We start from the raw sequence: 15,680 nt of genomic DNA, 5'->3' as shown, positions 1-15,680 counted from the left end.
TCATTTTTTTTTGTTGTTGTTAAAATGAGTGTTTCCAGGGTTGAAATTTTGAAATGAATACCATCCATTATTGCTACCATTCAACCAACCCCAATTTATATGAAGGCTAAGAAATGAAACACCAGTGCAATCATCAAAGTAGAATGTGGTACTACGATACCCGTTGAAGACCCACATATGTCCCGTTATTCCATTATCACCACTTAAAATGACAGGTCTGCTGTAGTTTGCAATGTTGCTTCGAACAACATTTCTGTTAAAGTCAGCCCAACTAGCAGAGGAATAATTAAATTTGTTTTTAAAGACATTACCCATATTTGCAGAAGCTGACACCCCTGTTCCATTACAATCATACATAGGTTGTCCGCTATACATATTGCCAATGGCATCATGAATGTCAGCAATAAAATTTGCCGTTGTAGTGGTCGCCCCCCAAGAAGTCAAGGGAATTGAAGCCCAATCATAATTATAAGGATATTGATAGTATCTCATTACTTGCCCCATGGCAATGGGTACACATCCTGCAAACACTTGAAAATTTGTACCGCTACATGTAATAAAAGGTAATGCATCATTGAACCCTCCCATTTGTAAGTACTTCCATGCGTTCGTAATTTTGACTAACATTTTTATGTGTTTGAAAATAAGTTGATTTCAGAATTTGTAATTTCTCAATTTCCTCTTTTACTTCTGCCAATCTGGTAGCATTAGAAGTGAACTTTTAAGGTATCTGTATGACTTCTAATGGTTTCTCCAAAACCATTACAACTACATCATTTCAATATCACTGGATAGGTATAACATTAAGGACGTTCCCCAATTCACTTGGAATAAAACCCTTTAATAGGGTTTATTATTTTGAATTAGTTATAATACTAAAAAATTATTTCAATATTTACAAATGTAGTCAATGAATTGTTTTGTGAAAGATAAAGGCAAAGTAAATCGGAACTGTTTCGATTGTGGAATCTGTACTACCAATCTGAGGTGCAACTACATATATGGTGGCCAAACATATTTGGTCAAAGTATGGGTATAGGTATTTTTAATTTGTCATGGTTGATCAGGTGGATTCTGAACAAGTACAAGTGCTTCAAAGGAAGCAAGGTCAAAGCAGTAAGCCAAAACAACACCTGCTTGATCCATTTACAGGATCTAAGAAATCAATGATTAGGTCCAAGACATGCGGGAAAATCAAATTCCCCAAAAAAGGTAGGGGGGCATGCCCAAACCAAAGCAAAACCCCCTAATAACAACCAAAAACTAAAACAACCGTATCCAAAAAACCATAAATCAGCCTACTATTCCATCTAGCGAACCCTTCACCCTACGGATGTACGCCATGTCGCACAAGTCAGTCAATACGCCGCGGCGCACTCAGCAGCCACTAGCAGCCCGATCACTATCGGCGACCCTGATAGATTTTCACATCAATTAGAGCTTACCGATAGGGATCGGGATAAGGGCTTTTCTCTTTGGGCTAGATGTTATCAGCTGCCCTTCTCTCGTCTGTTAGTTGGTCGTCTGTTGGGTTGTCTTGTTTTTGTCTGCACAATACGAACAATTACTGAACGATTAGTGAACAATACGAACAATTAGTGAACAATTATTTAGAGTATATATTTTGCTCCTCTACCTTTTGTCTCCGATGATTTCAAAATTTCTTTTTTGACTAATTCGCTAAGTTCTTTTGATGAAAGTGTTTGCTTAGTGCCGTTGATTTTTTGGTAAATAGAGTTTGTAATAGAGCCGTTTTCTTTTGCGTAAAGCACCGCTTTTACTTGTCTGTCGTTTAATCCAAATTTTTGCAAGTGTTCAGTGTTGTAAATGTCTTTTTGAAAAACAGCCCACATACCTGAACCTTGATAATCAAATTCGGGTTTTGGAAGTCCTGCTTCTATACACAACGTTATCATTTTTGAAATTCCACGCCCCCACGATTCAATGTGACCGCTTCTGAAAAAAGCGTTAGCAATGTCGGGGTTGAATGGATTTGAAGAATGATTTCCCAACAAAGTTTCAATTGTCCAATTTTCGGGTAACTGTCCTGCGTTCCAAATCATAATCTTGTCTTTGTAAACTCTGATTTGAATTGTTGCACCACATGAATAATCTTTGTGGGCAATGGCATTTAGCAAGGCTTCACGAACGGCATCTTTCGGATATTCATAAGTTTCTATGCGATGGATTTTGTTTTCATAACTGATAATTGCTTTGATGTATTTCGTAAAAAGTATGTCAAGCGTTTTTTCAATTTGCTCAAACAAATTACCGTGAATTTCATCTTGAAAAATCAAATCAGCATCGTTTTCAAAATAGCCGATTTTAACATAAGCACCAGTCACAAATTTTTCGGGATCGGGGTGAAACAACAATAAAGCCGCTCTTTTCAAATATTTCCCCTCTTTCAACTTTAAATTTTCAAGAAGTTGTTCAGGTGTGTCATTCAAACTTTCTTCATCAAGTCGTTTACTCCTTATTCCACGTTTTTTGAAAAAGTCAAAAGTTTCTTGCTTTAAATCTTTTACCGAAACATTTGGAATTGGCGCACCGTCCCATTGTTTTCCTTTTTTCTGCAATAAAAATTTATCCAATGCCGCACCTTTCAATTCTTGTTTGGTGCTTCCGCTTCGGTAATGATATTGTCCTTTGTAACTTACTCCGTTTGGATAAGGTTCAGTAATAATTTCAATGAACTGTTTTTTGTTTTCTGTGTGTAAATTCACATCAACCAAAATCCCCAAAATATCACGCACTTTGTTTGGAATTTCTTCCAATAGCTTTTTAGCATCGTCTAAACCGACAACTTTTCCGTTATCGTCTTTGCCAATGAAAACAGTTCCTCCGTTGGAGTTTGCAAAACCACAAATCCATTTCAGATATTCATCTCTCCAAGTGCTTTTATATTCTATGTTTTGAGATTCTGCCACGATGGTGATTTTTTCTTAAAACTAATAAATATTATGAAAAGATGACTTGAAGTTGCCTGTTAAGTATTATCAATTGCCTTATCTGACTCATTGGTTTTGGTTTTCCTGCCATCGGATTATAGTTGGCGGTTTTCGAAAAAACCATTATTCAGAGGGGTCAATCCCGAATGCGGGACAGGCTATGCTCCGGAATATCCAACTGGAAACTAGGCTACAATTAGTCAGACAAAATGTATCCAACTGCGTAATAAGAGCTTCCGCAATGAGCGGAACAGGCTGTATGAAATGCCCAAGCATTCGTGAATACAATTAAAAACAAACCTAACATGAACAATCGAGAGGTTCATTATGATTTTCGGGAGTTCTGTGAGAGGTTTAGGGGTGGGATTCCCCTTTAACTACTCGGCTGGCGGTTCGTTGTTTTTTATCCGTCTATTTCAGTTTCTTCATTGTGTTATTTTCAAACAATGATTTCATTTGTGTTATGGCAGTTTTATTGAGTTGGACTAGTCGCTCGTTTTGTGTCAAACCTTGCCGGATAAGCAATGCATTTATGCTTTCCATATTACTTAACACAACCAACTGTTCCAAAGTCGCATAATCTCTGATGTTTCCGTCTTTGCTTGGATTGTTGTCTCGCCATTCTTTTGCTGTAACCCCAAAAAGTGCAACGTTCAATAAATCAGCTTCGTTGGCGTAAACATGACTTGCTTGTTGTTTAGTAATTTCACTCGGTATTAAGTTTTCTTTGATTGCGTCTGTGTGAATGTGGTAATTTACTTTCGCTAAAGTTCGTTGTAAGTTCCATTCTAATTTCAGACGGTCATTTTCTTCGTTTTTTAGGCGTTGAAATTCCTTAATCAGATAGATTTTGAATTGCGGACTAATCCACATTCCAAACTCAAAGGCAATGTCGGGATGTGCGTAAGTCCCCCATATCGCCCTGCTGTTGCTTTCAATCCAATGGCATTGGTTTTTTCAACCCAATCTTTTACACTTAGTTTGTAGCTATTCAATCCTGCCTGACTTTTAATTATGGCGAATTCGCCATAATTAAAATCTGGGTTGTAAACTGTCTCCCAAATTCCCAGATATTCAACAGTATTTCTGTTACGAAGCCAATCGGAAATAAAGAAATCTCCGTCTTTGCCTTCTACTTGTATTTTCTTACTCTTTGCCATATTCTGCTCATTCAGAGCACAAATTTACAAAAACCAATGTTTGTTTGGTGTCCTATCGCCCTTCAATTTTTTGTTTGGTATTTTGTCAGAGCATTGTTTTTTGCTGTGTTTTCGTAAAGTGTTTTAAACAGGCTCCGGAATCTTATCAAAATCCTTACTTTAGGGGGTCCAACATCCGCCGGAATGTCAGTCGAATCTGGCCAATCAGACCACTTTCACTGCTCAAAAACATTCCGGTTAAAAGGGGTCAGCATGCTCAGGAATATCCAGTTAGAGGAACAGGCTGTATGAAATGCCTAAGCATTCGTGAATACAAATAAAATCAAACCAATATGAACAATCGAGAGATTCACAGCCTGTCCCGATTACGGGAGTTCTGTGAGAGGTTTAGGGGTGGGATTTCCCTTTCCCTCGACTATGGTTAGTTTTTCTTCAATTTTTCTCGTAATAACATTATTGTCAATATTAATGGAATTGTCACACCTGAAATTAGTGAAACTAATTTTATTAAGTCCAACCATTGCATAAAAACCAAACCCCCAACCTGTTCTTACTCTGTCTGCCTTTTTCAAAAAGCCATTCAAGTCTTGGGAATTATCCATATAAATGAACAGTGCTAAACATAGGATTCCGAAAATGTAAAGGTCTATATTTTAAATGTCCTTTTCAATTGGTTGCTATTTTGAAGGATCAAATCCATACATAAAGTTGTTTAAGTGTCCACCTGAACTTTCAAGTCCAACAATGTCCATAAGTTCTTCAAAGTAACTACAAACTCTTTCCCTGTCTTCTGTGTCAAGTTGTAAATAAAGGTCAGCAAATCGCTCAAGTCCGATTTTAATTGCGTTTTGATATTCTTTGTCTGTTGCATTTCCTTTTTCAGCAAGTTTTTCAAAGTCGTCTGCTGCAAGATTTATTTTTTTTGTCAAAACAGGTTTTAGGCTCGAGTCGCCTATTCCTGGATAAAACAGTTTGTCGTCTTTTAGGAATTTTTCTTTGTTTTTAAATCCATCAAATATTGTCATTGCCTTTTCTGGTGTTTTTATTTGTCCCTCTGCACAAGAAGCGAAAAGAAGTAAAGTCAGTCCGATAATTATATTTATTGCTTGTTTCACTGTCGCCTTTTAAAATTTTGACCAACCCAAAGAAAATCCACTCAATCTGTACTGATTTCGAGTCCTATATCCTCATTAGTCAGACCGAATTTATCGATTTGTTTCTTTATTCTCTTAACTAAGCCCAACTTTCTTTTTTGATCCAAGAAAAGATACTCCTCTGGGTTTATGTAGGGTATACCTTTCACGACCATATTCCAAATAATCACTGCAAGTTTTCTTGATCTCAAACAAGTAATCACTACAATAACTTTGTCCCGCTTAAGAAGAAGAGGTTACGAATCAATGCTTTCCTATTACCTCAAATCCTGCCCGACAATGTCATTCAGGCGGGCGCAACCTACAATCCAGTGAACCGCCGTACCTGTCTGCCGACAGAGGCAGGTACGAGATTCGTACGTACGGTGGTGTGAGAGCCTCAACCTGAGCCAATTGGATCAGGTCGGGCTACTCGATTGTGCTTTCGTGCTTTATTTTCTTTATTTTTTTATGTCATTATCAATGTTTACTTGTGCCGTGAGCATTTTTTAAATTTCTCTTTTCTCGGGCAGGGACTTAAAAGCTCTTTTGCAGGTTTTGGTCATGCGTTGGCATTGTGCGACCTACAAATGTGCTTACAAGTGTACGTTGGTTAAAAATCTCTTTCAATCTGTTTAGCTGTCATGATTTTAGCAATCAGATTTTCGAACTTTAATTCCTTATTTCCATTTGTGATTTTTCGTATTTCATTTATCATCTTGTCAAAATCTGACTCTTTCTCAATGATGATGTATTCCACTTGATTCAAGTCAAGTTTCATTCTCTCTCCATTTTGCATAGCAGTTCTTTTTTCTCGCTGGGCTTTTAGTCCAAAGAAAAATTCCACTAGTGAGTTATCTGGTATATAACGCCATTCACGCTCGTCATAGAATTTCTTTCTTTTCTCTTTACCACTTTGGTATGCCTGATTGCCAAGAAACTGTTTCAAATATGGAAGCAAATGTTTCCTTTCGTATTCTGATAGACTCTCCTGCTTAACCAGGTTTCGAACAAGATTACTTTCGCTTGTTACATACCAAACTGGTTTAACTCCTTGTTTTCTTGCATAAGTTCTTTTAATGCCAATACCGTATCGGCCATACCAATCAAAATGCTCTTTAATTAGACTCAATGGAATGTCGCAGAAACAGGCCATTGGAACACGATAGCCATTGTTTCTAAGCGGGAGCTTTTCATAGGTATTATGGCAATAAAAACCATCTTTCAGATTATTGACTAGGTAGTCAATGCTATCAGTAAAATTGAAAAGAGTACTTGAACTAATTCTTGCCATAAAAAACTGAAAATCTTTAAGGAAATGCTTTAAATATCAACCAGAAAGCAAATGCAGCTGCTGAATCTGAAGCAAGTTGTTTAGCATTGTCTGGTCTTCGGTCTCTTGCACCGCTTTGCTCTTCTTCGTTTGGCTGCCCAATTATATCAGAAATTCCTCTTACTACTCCAACCATCATATTGTTATATTCTTTCCCCTGTTTGGTTGCTGCTTTGGCAAATCCAAAACCTTCCATTTCGACTGCTGAAGTATCATTAAAATGTTTTGAAAGAATTTTTCCTATTCCAGAATCATAATGTTCAACCAATTTTTCTCCTGAAGCGATAACTCCTAAATCAGCTTTCACGTCTTTTGATTGTTCATTTTTTATTAATTTTTTCCAGTCATTATTCAATCTCTCTCTCTTAGCGATTTCGTCTAGGTGAAATGTTGTCCCCCCCATATCAGGTCTTGAGCTAAATGATTTTTTTTCAGATTTACCCCCTTCGTAGGAATAAATCATTGTAGGGTAAATAACGTCACCGATTGAGAAGTCCTTAGGTTTTCTTGATCCAGCAATACCAACGAATAAAATTACATCAGGTGAAAAATATTGAATAGCACGCTCAGTTTCTTGTGCAGCATTCGTATTCTTAGGTCCACACTCTCGAATTACAACACGAGCTATTAATTTGTTATTAAACTCAAATACTCCTGCTTCATAGCTCGTGCTTTTTTGAGTGGCATCTACTGGTTGTACCAAATGTTCCCTGACTGCCAAATATTCCTCTTTGATTGCTGTAAGAATAACAACTGTTGGCAGGTTCTCAATTGGGTTTGGTTGAATGTTTTTCGGTTGCTCCATTGGATAGTATTGTGATTTGTAATGTGACGAAGGGCTTGACCAAATGGATTCAAACCAATTCAATTTTACTAGAGACTTACAAACTTCATATGCTAACGTGAATGATCCATAGAAACGAGATTTATCATAAACAGCCCTTGCAGAGGTGATATAATTCCTTGATAAAATTAGTGTGCCAAGACGTCTTGATTGATTTTCAGTAATTTGAAAATGATAGAAGGAAATGTAATCACTAAGAAATTTGTCAGTGAGAGAAGTGAAGCTCTCAAACATCTTTAATACAGGCTCTATATCACTCCTGTATTTACTTAGAAATGATGTCATGTAAGATTTTGAGGTGATATGATCAGCCAATGTTTTTTCAATTGACGAACCATCAATTCCCTCATTCACCATTTTTTCTACGAATGATTCTGCTGTTGATTCAATGTACTTAGCTTGATAACTAGCAGGAATATAGGCCCAGATTTTTTGACGGTTTTTATATTCTGAAATATTGGAGTAGATCGTTTCGGAAGTTCTTTCAAAAACTACGTCATCAATTTTCTTGCCCTTTAACGCTAAATCAAATACACTGAAAACTAGGGCTTGTTCTTTGTCTTTAATCCCGTAACTAAAAGGTTTTTCTTCATTGAGTAAACCTGTCCAGATAGTCAGCCAACAGGAAACTTGAAGATCAATCGAACTAAAAATGGATTCATTTTTTATTGCTCTTTTTATTAATCCATGAATTAATTTGTTGTTACATAATCTTAAGGTTATTGCTAAGGCCTCATTATCTGAAAGATTTTTGAGAATCAATTTCAATCCTATTGACTCATCATAACTCATTAAATCCTCAATAGGAAATTGCTTTTCAACTGCTTCTACTGGTTTGTAGAGTTTTAATAATATTTCCGCATGCAGCAAATTCCAATTCCTTTTTTGTAGCTCAAGCAAGACAGTCTTTCCAATTTCAGTCGGAACATCTTTAGGCAAATATTGAATTAGAAGTGTTTCTGAGTCTTTGTGAGAAGGTATAAATGAAAAGATGGATTTGGAGCTGTCTTTTGAAAGAAGTAAGAGTTTCCAAATCGATTTTTGAATGGTCTCTTCTGCCTTTAAAACGTTTTTTTTAAATGAATCAACGATGGCTTTATGCCACCACGTTTTGTTTGTTTCATTTACAGCAGTAGTAGACACTTCTGAAAGCATTTCAATATGCTTAAACTTTGAATCTCTAATTGCTTTATCAATCATGGCATTGACAAGGTTTTTACCTTTTTTTTCTCCATCAATATAGGCGCTCCAAAAGATGTTCCTTAACCCTTTGACATTTGACTCTAAGCCACTATTGATTAAAATGTTGTACTTTTCAACAAACTCCTCCTTAACGGAAGCACCTAGACTCTTATTTGGTGAAAGTTTTGAAAGAATCCTTAAATCACGTCTTATAAGGTCTGGATCATCCAGGTTGTCCAAATCAACATAATCTTCAAACAATATATTGCCTTGTATATATGAATTTAGATCGTCAAGATTTGCGCCAATTATTTTAAGAAAATCATACAATGGGTTTTCTATTTGTTTTCCCAGAAACAAGGCTTCTGTTGGGGATGAGATTTCAATTATGTCATTCTCTTCTCCACGGATCAGCTTATTGGTATTCCACTTTGGCAATAATTCACTTTGAATAAATACTAAGGTTAAATCATCCGAACCTTCTATGTCTGTTGGTGAAAAACTGGCTCTGTACTTAAGTTGTTCTCTAAAACCACTGATTGGAGAATTCCATAATTTTTGAAGAATTTCCTCAAAAGAGACTAAATCACCCGTAAACAGAATAGGTAAATCCCCTTTGATAAATGATGAAAGAGATTTTTGAATAAAAATTGGCTGTATTAATTCATAGGAGTGGTCAGAATGCTTAACGTCAAGTTCAATAGGCTCCAAATTGGTTCTTTCAACTGGAACTTCTGATATCAATAGATTTAGGATGATTTGTAAGTCATTAATGTTTTCAAGTGTTGATATATCTGCTATTAAAACATGTGTTACTACCATGCCAGAACGACTAGCTTGTGGGTCTGGAAAGGTTTTAGAGAATATGTAATAATTTTTAAAAGATGAACCTGAGAGATATGGTTTGAGCACAACTCCTGGTGCCAGTGAACCTGGTCTGTCCGTGAACCTGATTAAGAATGAAGTTAGTTCTAAATCATCAACAGTTTGATGAATTTTGGTGTGAGACTTATTGACTTCACCATAATATGCTTGATGGATAACAATTTTACTCATGCCCGATGAAATCCCTAATTGAAAGAGTTAAATCCTCTTGACGTTTCCCAGATTTATCAATTAAATACCCGAAACTGATAGGTTCTTTATCGATGAACTCATCATCAGGTTCATCTGTAAGAGATTTCTCTGTTGATGATAAGCCTATAACTGAAAGATATTCATCTTGCCAGTTATTATTCAAGAAATCAAATAACATAGGTAGCCTTTCTTGAAGTAAAGTTGCTGGAACTTGACCTTCAGGTATTTCTAGTTCATCCCAGCAGGATAAAACCACGGTTAAGTTAGGTTTACCAATTGGAGAGAATGTTGAAAGTCCTTTGATATATGCTAATGTTTGAAGTAACTCTACATAGAAGGCCGCTTCCGATACCTTTACAGGAGGTGGCTGGCTATTCCTTTTTTGAATTTCTTCGGGACTTGGAATTCCCTTGTTTACAATATCCTCTAGTGGAGTTAGTTCATTTAGTCGAATGAACAATACCCATGAAGTACTATTTTCAATATAGTCCTTCCATAAATCATTGACCTTTCTATTATCTACAATTGAGGTGATTTGTTCACCTGCATAGTCTGGAAAGGCCAATTTGACCTCAGAGTTCTTTTCATCCGTAATTATCAGTTCAATACTTCGGTTAGCTCCTGTTTCTGTATGTGCGGCTCTTTTACCATTATATAGATTATTTATTGCGTCTTGAAAAATTGACAAATCTGAAGGTCGATTGCTAGTGTCAATTTTAAATTCAAACCTACTACTGTTTATTCGCTCGTATAATTGAGCCCCGAAATGAGTTTTTCCAGTGTTTGGACCTCCAATTATCAAAATATTATGTTTTTCCATATAATTCATTAATTGAGCGTTTTGAAAGAAACATATCCTCGGGTTTGGCTACTGAAATCTTTGGAAGAGTATTACAATTTTGGTTCAATACTTCAATAACCCAGTTAACAGATCCCAAAATTGCCTTATGAAATTCACCACTAGAACCTTCTTGGACGCTAGTTTCAAATTGATTGAAGTGTTTAAATGGAGTGGCTTCTATATGTTTAATAATTTGTTCTTTAGTCTGATGGGTTAACTCTAAATCTGATTTAGACCATATTAGACCAATTGGTCGGTCATTGATGTTTTCAATTAGCCGATCTGCAACTTGTTTAAGCTGTCGTTTTGCATTTCCTCTTTGGCTACCAGAAAGCATATCACTGTCCGCAAAAAGTAAAAAACCATCACAGTTTTCATATATCCATTGAGCACCAATCGCATTTTCGCTATTGATATTATTGCTCCAGTGATCAAACCATTCACCTGGTGCATCCGTGAGAATTAGGTCAATATTCTTACCTGTTTTATTTTTTAAGGATAAATGGAGCAATCCTGGAACTCTTCCTGAGTTATTTGTGGTATGGTCAGGGAACTGAATTTCTGCATTGCTTTTCCAACTGAGATACCATGCAATATCTTCCCATCCGTTAAGAGTAAGAGAACCAGCAAAACTATATTCCCCTATTTCAGCACCTTGTCTAATAAGACAGTACAGTGTGGCTAAAAACGTAGTTTTTCCAGCACTTGCTACACCCGTAACTCCTATAAGAATTGGCTTTCTTGATGCTGTTAAAAAATTGAGGTCATAGAGCCCCATTGTATTTCCTGTCCAAGAGATTCTATGCCCTTCAGTATCTATTTCTTGCTTGTCTTCCTTTTTAGAAGCATCCTTTTCACCATAGTATTTGCAATCTGAAAGGTTTATACATCCTTCAATATTGCATCCACTGTCCTCGGGGTAACATTTAGGTTGTGAGCAGTTTCCAGCCATATTACTTCGAGCTTAGTCTTTTGGTGAGTAAATCATGGAAAATTGTGACAGATAAATCTTCACTAGAAACTTCATCATCTTGTTTAATTCCTGTTCTTTCAGTAAAGTCTTTGAGTTTAGCCTTTTCATTTAAGAAAAGAATGATAAAATCAGTTACACTAATTCTTCCATCTGAATCATTTATTTCTGGTAGAAGGTTGGTTAATTCAGATTTTGTTAAAGAGTTAAAGAAGTCTTTAAACTTTATCTTTTCACCTTTCTTTTCATTCAGAATTAACAAGGTATCTCTTAATAGATAGTCTACACTTATTGGAGTTATTTCAGCAACCTGCTCATTTAAATCACTTCCCATTACTATTGGAAGAATAGGTTGTGGAACTTCTCGGTAGCTTTTCCTGAGTGATGGAGAATAAAGGGTTTCTTTCCACCAAAGCAACTTACTTCTACGTTCAACCGCTACAATAGAAGCAAATGAGGCTTTTAAGTTATCATCTAAGGATTTTTTAAAGGAAGCAAAGAACTTATTAATCGGGTCTTCAATAGAACTAGGGGACAAAGTTTTTGAGAAATCTTTAAGAGCATGATTGAAAGAGTTCGCTATGCCCTCTGTGGCTTTCGAAGCAAAGTGTGCACCCCATTGGTCAGGATGCTGATAGGGGTTATGTCCTTGAGGGTCTCTTTTGGCGGCTTCAAGTAGTTTTGGCTTTAGTGTTTCTGTATCAAGTTCAATACTCCCTAGTTCCAAACCATTAATTTTTAAACTTCCAAGTTTCAATTTGGGTTCTTCTTCAATCAACGACCATTCTTCAACTGCATGGGTTTCTGCTATTTCTCCTAATTCAGTTAAGAGCGTATTGACAATATCCTTTTCCTTGCCAAGTTTTGCGTAAGGATAGAAATTAGTGGATGTTAAATAGATAATTCTTGCAGCAACAGGATCTTCACTTCCTAATTCCATCAACGCATTTAGAATAACACCCCTATGAATATTTCTAGGCATATCAGGATATTTTCCCCGAAGCGCCTTCCAATATTTAGTGACAATTTCTTCGACTTCAATTAATACTGGTTCTTTTTCAGAAATATTAGAGTCTAATGCTACCAAGGAATACTTTGGCAAGACGGTATAATTCTTCTTCAGAAACTTTACCAAATCGGTTACTGATTGCTGAAGCCATTTTAATCTATCATCACTATCTCCAATATCAAATAGGCCAGATTTTAGAGTTGACTGTAAGAAATTATCGTCCATAGTTATATATTTTTATTGTTGTTAGGCTGTTTAATACGTGGGCAAAATTTGGCTCTTTTGCAAACCTTTGGTTGTGCGTTAGCTTGTGTGGCTTTGCAAATGTGCCAAATGCGAGGTGGCGGAGAAATTTTAAAAAATGCGTAGCGAGGGCATTCAGATTAATTGGTCTGTACTTATTTGTTACTTCTATTTCAATTCGGTTCATTTTAATAATTAAGTTTTCTCTTTCTCGTATGAAGCACAACGTATACTTTCCACAATAGTTGATATCATTCTATTCTAGTGTGATATCAACTATATTACTGATATTTCCCCATTCCCAAACCTACCAATTCCCCTTCAAACAAAAAATACCAACTACAGGGTATTTTTCACTGAAAAAAATTTTTATTTTCAACTCTAACCGTCTGATGCGGGCAGGAACGAATTTCGAGCGAGCCGGCGGTGGCGATAGCGGGGGAGCATTCGAAATTCTTGATCTTTTTGTTACTTTTTGCATCAAGGCAAAAAGTAAAAGGAATACTAACCACAAATTCCCTCTCAAACAAAAAAAGCCCCGATAAAGAGGCTTTTGAAAAGTATACGGTGATAATAACAACTTTCTGCTCCTTCCTCTTCTACTACAAACCGTCTGATGCGGGCGGGATGACGAAGATCCGGGGCGGCGGTGGCATTGTGGGAGGATATGCCTGTCCCGACGTATGACGAGAGATATCTCCGTCTTGCCCCGAAAGCTTCGGGGTTGTTACTTTTTGCATCAAGGCAAAGAGTAAGGAATAGCCCTATATGGTTATGTGAATATTTTTTATAATAAGTACATTTTCAATTCAATAACCTTAAGTTTTATCTTTAACTAGTTTATTATCTGAGCATAATTCTTCTAATAGGTGACAAGGATCCATTTTTATTGCTAAAGAAATTAAGTAGAGTTCATCAGCCTTAATTCTTACCAACTCTTTGGTGCATAAATCGGTCAATCTATTTTTTCCTATTTTAGTTCTTTTCGAAACATCTGATTGATTTACTGATCTTTCATCAAAGATACTACCTAATTTAGTTCTGTACTTTCCCTTTTTCATATGTGTGATTTAGTAATTATATGTTTATTTGAACAATTTAGTTTTTGATTTTTAAATCTCCACAGATGTGATTCAATAAATCACACGGATTAACCTTTATCGCAAGAGAGATTAAATATAATTCACAAGCAGAAATTCTTAAAAGTTGCAAATCTTTTGTACAAAACCCTGATATCTTGTTAGTGTCAATTCCTGTTTTCCGTGATACCTCAGCTTGGTTAATGGCTCTTTGATCTAAATAAATACCAAGTCTAGTTCGATATTTCCCCTTTTTCATGATTCTAATGTAGGAAAACGGGATAAATATATTGAAAAATATTATTAATTATTTTTGTTATATACTGATAATCGGTATATTTATACCGATATAAAGTATAATTCATGAACAATAAAACGGATCTTGCTAATAAAAATCATATTGCAATACCTATTAGTGGTGCTGAAGAATTAGCGGAATTTAGGAAAAGTCTATTGGGGATTCTAAGTGAATTTGAAATAGTCAATTGCAATTCTGAATTAATCGAATGTATTAAAAAAACATACAAACTATTGGATTATCTGAAAGAAGAAAATCTTGAAAGATAAAATCATTTAAAAAACAATAATGAGTTTTACAAACTTCGATATCCTCTTTGAGCGAAAGCCCAAGAACCCTATCTAAACCTACATTACCAATGCGAGACGGGGCATCTACTTAGATACGTTTTTCCAAGGTCGATACGCCATGGATGTACCCGCACCCTTTCCGGAACTATCGCTACTGCAGGGGCACTTTCGGGAAGGATCCATATTCTAATTTCTTATTCGTCAGGAGCATTTCCCTGTTTCTGGACCCAGTTGGAGAAAACGCAGGTTTTTTCCAGGATGGGAGGGGTATGTGTTGTTTTTGAGATGCGAGAAGCTAGAAACGAGAGACTAGAAACGAGAGACTAGAAGCGAGAAGCAGAGAAGCGAAGCCTGTCCTAAAGGATTGCGGGAGGACATCTTATCCCTAGTTCGAGACATCTCTCTACGCCTCCCTGAGTTGGGAGGTAAACTCGATGTGACAGACGAGAAACTAGAAGCTAGATGCGAGAAGCGAGAGGCATAGAAGCGAAGCCTGTCCTAAAGGATTGTGGGAGGACATCTTAACCCTAGTTCGAGACATCTCGCTATGCTCGATGTGACTGCCCCTAAAACTGATAACCTAATCAACCAATAACCTAATCAACCAATAACCTAATCCACTTATAACAAATGCCCCATGAACTTTACTAGACCCCAAACCTTCCAACTTTCCAATCCGCCGCGGCGGACAAGCTCTTCCAACCTTCAAACCTCAATCAACCACTAACCTAATCCACTAATAACCAAATAAGCCATGGCAGCTACGGGGTATATGTTTAACAATAAACCAAGTGATGCTAAACTGGGTTTGTGGCGAACCTCATACGCCATGCCCGTACTGCCAGGCTTTTTACGCTAAGTCATTTCGAACGCCAGTGAGAAATCTCAATCCTAGTTCGAGACATCTCGCTTTGCTCGATGTAAGAGACAAGAAACAAGAAGCTAGATACGAGAAGCGAGAAGTGAGAAGCGAGAAGAAAGACAATAATAAAGGGCTTTAGTAAAGAATACTAGTACGAGACATCTCCCTTTGGTCGATGTGACAGACGAGAAACTAGAAGCTAGATACGAGAAGCGAGAAGCAGAGAAGCAGAGAAGCGAAGCCTGTCCTAAAGGATTGCGGGAGGACATCTTATCCCTAGTTCGAGACATCTTCCCGCAAGTCTGCGGGACAGGCTGCTACGCCTCCCCCCACTGAGTTGGGAGGTAAACTCGATGTGACTAATCCCCAATCAACCAATTCAACCAATGGCCTAATCAACTGATAACT

14 protein-coding genes are annotated in these 15,680 nt (G+C 36.8%); 2 read left to right on the top strand and 12 right to left on the bottom strand.

Translation table 11 applies throughout. From position 1 onward, the window contains the following. From ACFSKL_RS04385 to ACFSKL_RS04345, 10 genes are all read right to left on the bottom strand, one after another. Positions 1-627 (bottom strand): C10 family peptidase, encoded by a 627-nt coding sequence (locus ACFSKL_RS04385; RefSeq protein ID WP_376883825.1) that lies wholly within the window; start codon positions 625-627, stop codon positions 1-3. Positions 628-1,610: 983 nt separating this feature from the next. Next, positions 1,611-2,930, bottom strand: a complete 1,320-nt coding sequence (locus ACFSKL_RS04380) for an ATP-binding protein (protein ID WP_376883823.1) — start codon at positions 2,928-2,930, stop codon at positions 1,611-1,613. A gap of 432 nt (positions 2,931-3,362) precedes the next feature. Beyond that, positions 3,363-3,842 carry a hypothetical protein gene (locus ACFSKL_RS23255; RefSeq protein WP_465252691.1) on the bottom strand — a complete coding sequence of 160 codons (480 nt, stop codon included), beginning with the start codon at positions 3,840-3,842 and terminating at the stop codon, positions 3,363-3,365. Then, positions 3,791-4,111, bottom strand: coding sequence for a hypothetical protein (locus tag ACFSKL_RS23250; protein WP_465252689.1), 321 nt, complete (start codon positions 4,109-4,111; stop codon positions 3,791-3,793). The genes ACFSKL_RS23255 and ACFSKL_RS23250 overlap by 52 nt, the downstream gene beginning before the upstream one ends. Before the next feature lie 677 nt (positions 4,112-4,788). Then, entirely contained in the window at positions 4,789-5,226 is a 438-nt protein-coding gene (locus ACFSKL_RS04370) for a DUF4844 domain-containing protein (RefSeq protein WP_376883821.1), read from the bottom strand. Positions 5,227-5,857: 631 nt separating this feature from the next. After that, entirely contained in the window at positions 5,858-6,538 is a 681-nt protein-coding gene (locus tag ACFSKL_RS04365; RefSeq protein WP_376883820.1) for an abortive infection system antitoxin AbiGi family protein, read from the bottom strand. Between the two features lie 16 nt (positions 6,539-6,554). Continuing rightward, positions 6,555-9,659 carry a GAP1-N1 domain-containing protein gene (locus ACFSKL_RS04360; protein ID WP_376883818.1) on the bottom strand — a complete coding sequence of 1,035 codons (3,105 nt, stop codon included), beginning with the start codon at positions 9,657-9,659 and terminating at the stop codon, positions 6,555-6,557. Further along, a complete protein-coding gene (locus ACFSKL_RS04355) occupies positions 9,652-10,500 on the bottom strand; it encodes a TRAFAC clade GTPase domain-containing protein (protein ID WP_376883817.1) in 849 nt (282 codons plus the stop codon). Before ACFSKL_RS04355 ends, ACFSKL_RS04360 begins: the two co-directional genes overlap by 8 nt. After that, a complete protein-coding gene (locus ACFSKL_RS04350; RefSeq protein WP_376883815.1) occupies positions 10,487-11,473 on the bottom strand; it encodes a TRAFAC clade GTPase domain-containing protein in 987 nt (328 codons plus the stop codon). The genes ACFSKL_RS04355 and ACFSKL_RS04350 overlap by 14 nt, the downstream gene beginning before the upstream one ends. 1 nt (position 11,474) lies before the next feature. Beyond that, positions 11,475-12,725 (bottom strand): GTPase-associated system all-helical protein GASH, encoded by a 1,251-nt coding sequence (locus ACFSKL_RS04345; protein WP_376883813.1) that lies wholly within the window; start codon positions 12,723-12,725, stop codon positions 11,475-11,477. 483 nt (positions 12,726-13,208) lie between these two features. On the opposite strand from ACFSKL_RS04345, the gene ACFSKL_RS04340 reads away from it, so the two are divergent. Continuing rightward, positions 13,209-13,430, top strand: coding sequence for a hypothetical protein (locus ACFSKL_RS04340; protein WP_376883811.1), 222 nt, complete (start codon positions 13,209-13,211; stop codon positions 13,428-13,430). A gap of 131 nt (positions 13,431-13,561) precedes the next feature. Here ACFSKL_RS04340 and ACFSKL_RS04335 read toward each other — a convergent pair whose 3' ends face one another. Together ACFSKL_RS04335 and ACFSKL_RS04330 are read right to left on the bottom strand one after the other, a co-directional pair. Continuing rightward, positions 13,562-13,804 carry a helix-turn-helix domain-containing protein gene (locus ACFSKL_RS04335; protein ID WP_376883809.1) on the bottom strand — a complete coding sequence of 81 codons (243 nt, stop codon included), beginning with the start codon at positions 13,802-13,804 and terminating at the stop codon, positions 13,562-13,564. Between the two features lie 37 nt (positions 13,805-13,841). Further along, positions 13,842-14,081: a helix-turn-helix domain-containing protein gene (locus tag ACFSKL_RS04330; RefSeq protein ID WP_241349912.1), complete on the bottom strand. Its 240-nt coding sequence runs from the start codon at positions 14,079-14,081 to the stop codon at positions 13,842-13,844. Between the two features lie 104 nt (positions 14,082-14,185). On the opposite strand from ACFSKL_RS04330, the gene ACFSKL_RS04325 reads away from it, so the two are divergent. Further along, positions 14,186-14,389: a hypothetical protein gene (locus tag ACFSKL_RS04325; protein WP_376883807.1), complete on the top strand. Its 204-nt coding sequence runs from the start codon at positions 14,186-14,188 to the stop codon at positions 14,387-14,389. The last annotated feature ends 1,291 nt before the right edge of the window (positions 14,390-15,680 follow it).

Source organism: Belliella marina (genome assembly GCF_042682445.1).
GTDB lineage: Bacteria > Bacteroidota > Bacteroidia > Cytophagales > Cyclobacteriaceae > Belliella > Belliella marina.
This window is presented reverse-complemented; position numbering and strand designations above follow the sequence as displayed.

Bases quoted from the DNA above. Each gene is read 5' to 3' on its own strand.
- ACFSKL_RS04385 (WP_376883825.1), bottom strand. From the start codon at position 627: ATGTTAGTCAAAATTACGAACGCATGGAAGTACTTACAAATGGGAGGG.
- ACFSKL_RS23250 (WP_465252689.1), bottom strand. From the start codon at position 4,111: ATGGCAAAGAGTAAGAAAATACAAGTAGAAGGCAAAGACGGAGATTTC.
- ACFSKL_RS04365 (WP_376883820.1), bottom strand. From the start codon at position 6,538: ATGGCAAGAATTAGTTCAAGTACTCTTTTCAATTTTACTGATAGCATT.
- ACFSKL_RS04360 (WP_376883818.1), bottom strand. From the start codon at position 9,659: ATGAGTAAAATTGTTATCCATCAAGCATATTATGGTGAAGTCAATAAG.
- ACFSKL_RS04355 (WP_376883817.1), bottom strand. From the start codon at position 10,500: ATGGAAAAACATAATATTTTGATAATTGGAGGTCCAAACACTGGAAAA.
- ACFSKL_RS04350 (WP_376883815.1), bottom strand. From the start codon at position 11,473: ATGGCTGGAAACTGCTCACAACCTAAATGTTACCCCGAGGACAGTGGA.
- ACFSKL_RS04345 (WP_376883813.1), bottom strand. From the start codon at position 12,725: ATGGACGATAATTTCTTACAGTCAACTCTAAAATCTGGCCTATTTGAT.
- ACFSKL_RS04335 (WP_376883809.1), bottom strand. From the start codon at position 13,804: ATGAAAAAGGGAAAGTACAGAACTAAATTAGGTAGTATCTTTGATGAA.
- ACFSKL_RS04330 (WP_241349912.1), bottom strand. From the start codon at position 14,081: ATGAAAAAGGGGAAATATCGAACTAGACTTGGTATTTATTTAGATCAA.
- ACFSKL_RS04325 (WP_376883807.1), top strand. From the start codon at position 14,186: ATGAACAATAAAACGGATCTTGCTAATAAAAATCATATTGCAATACCT.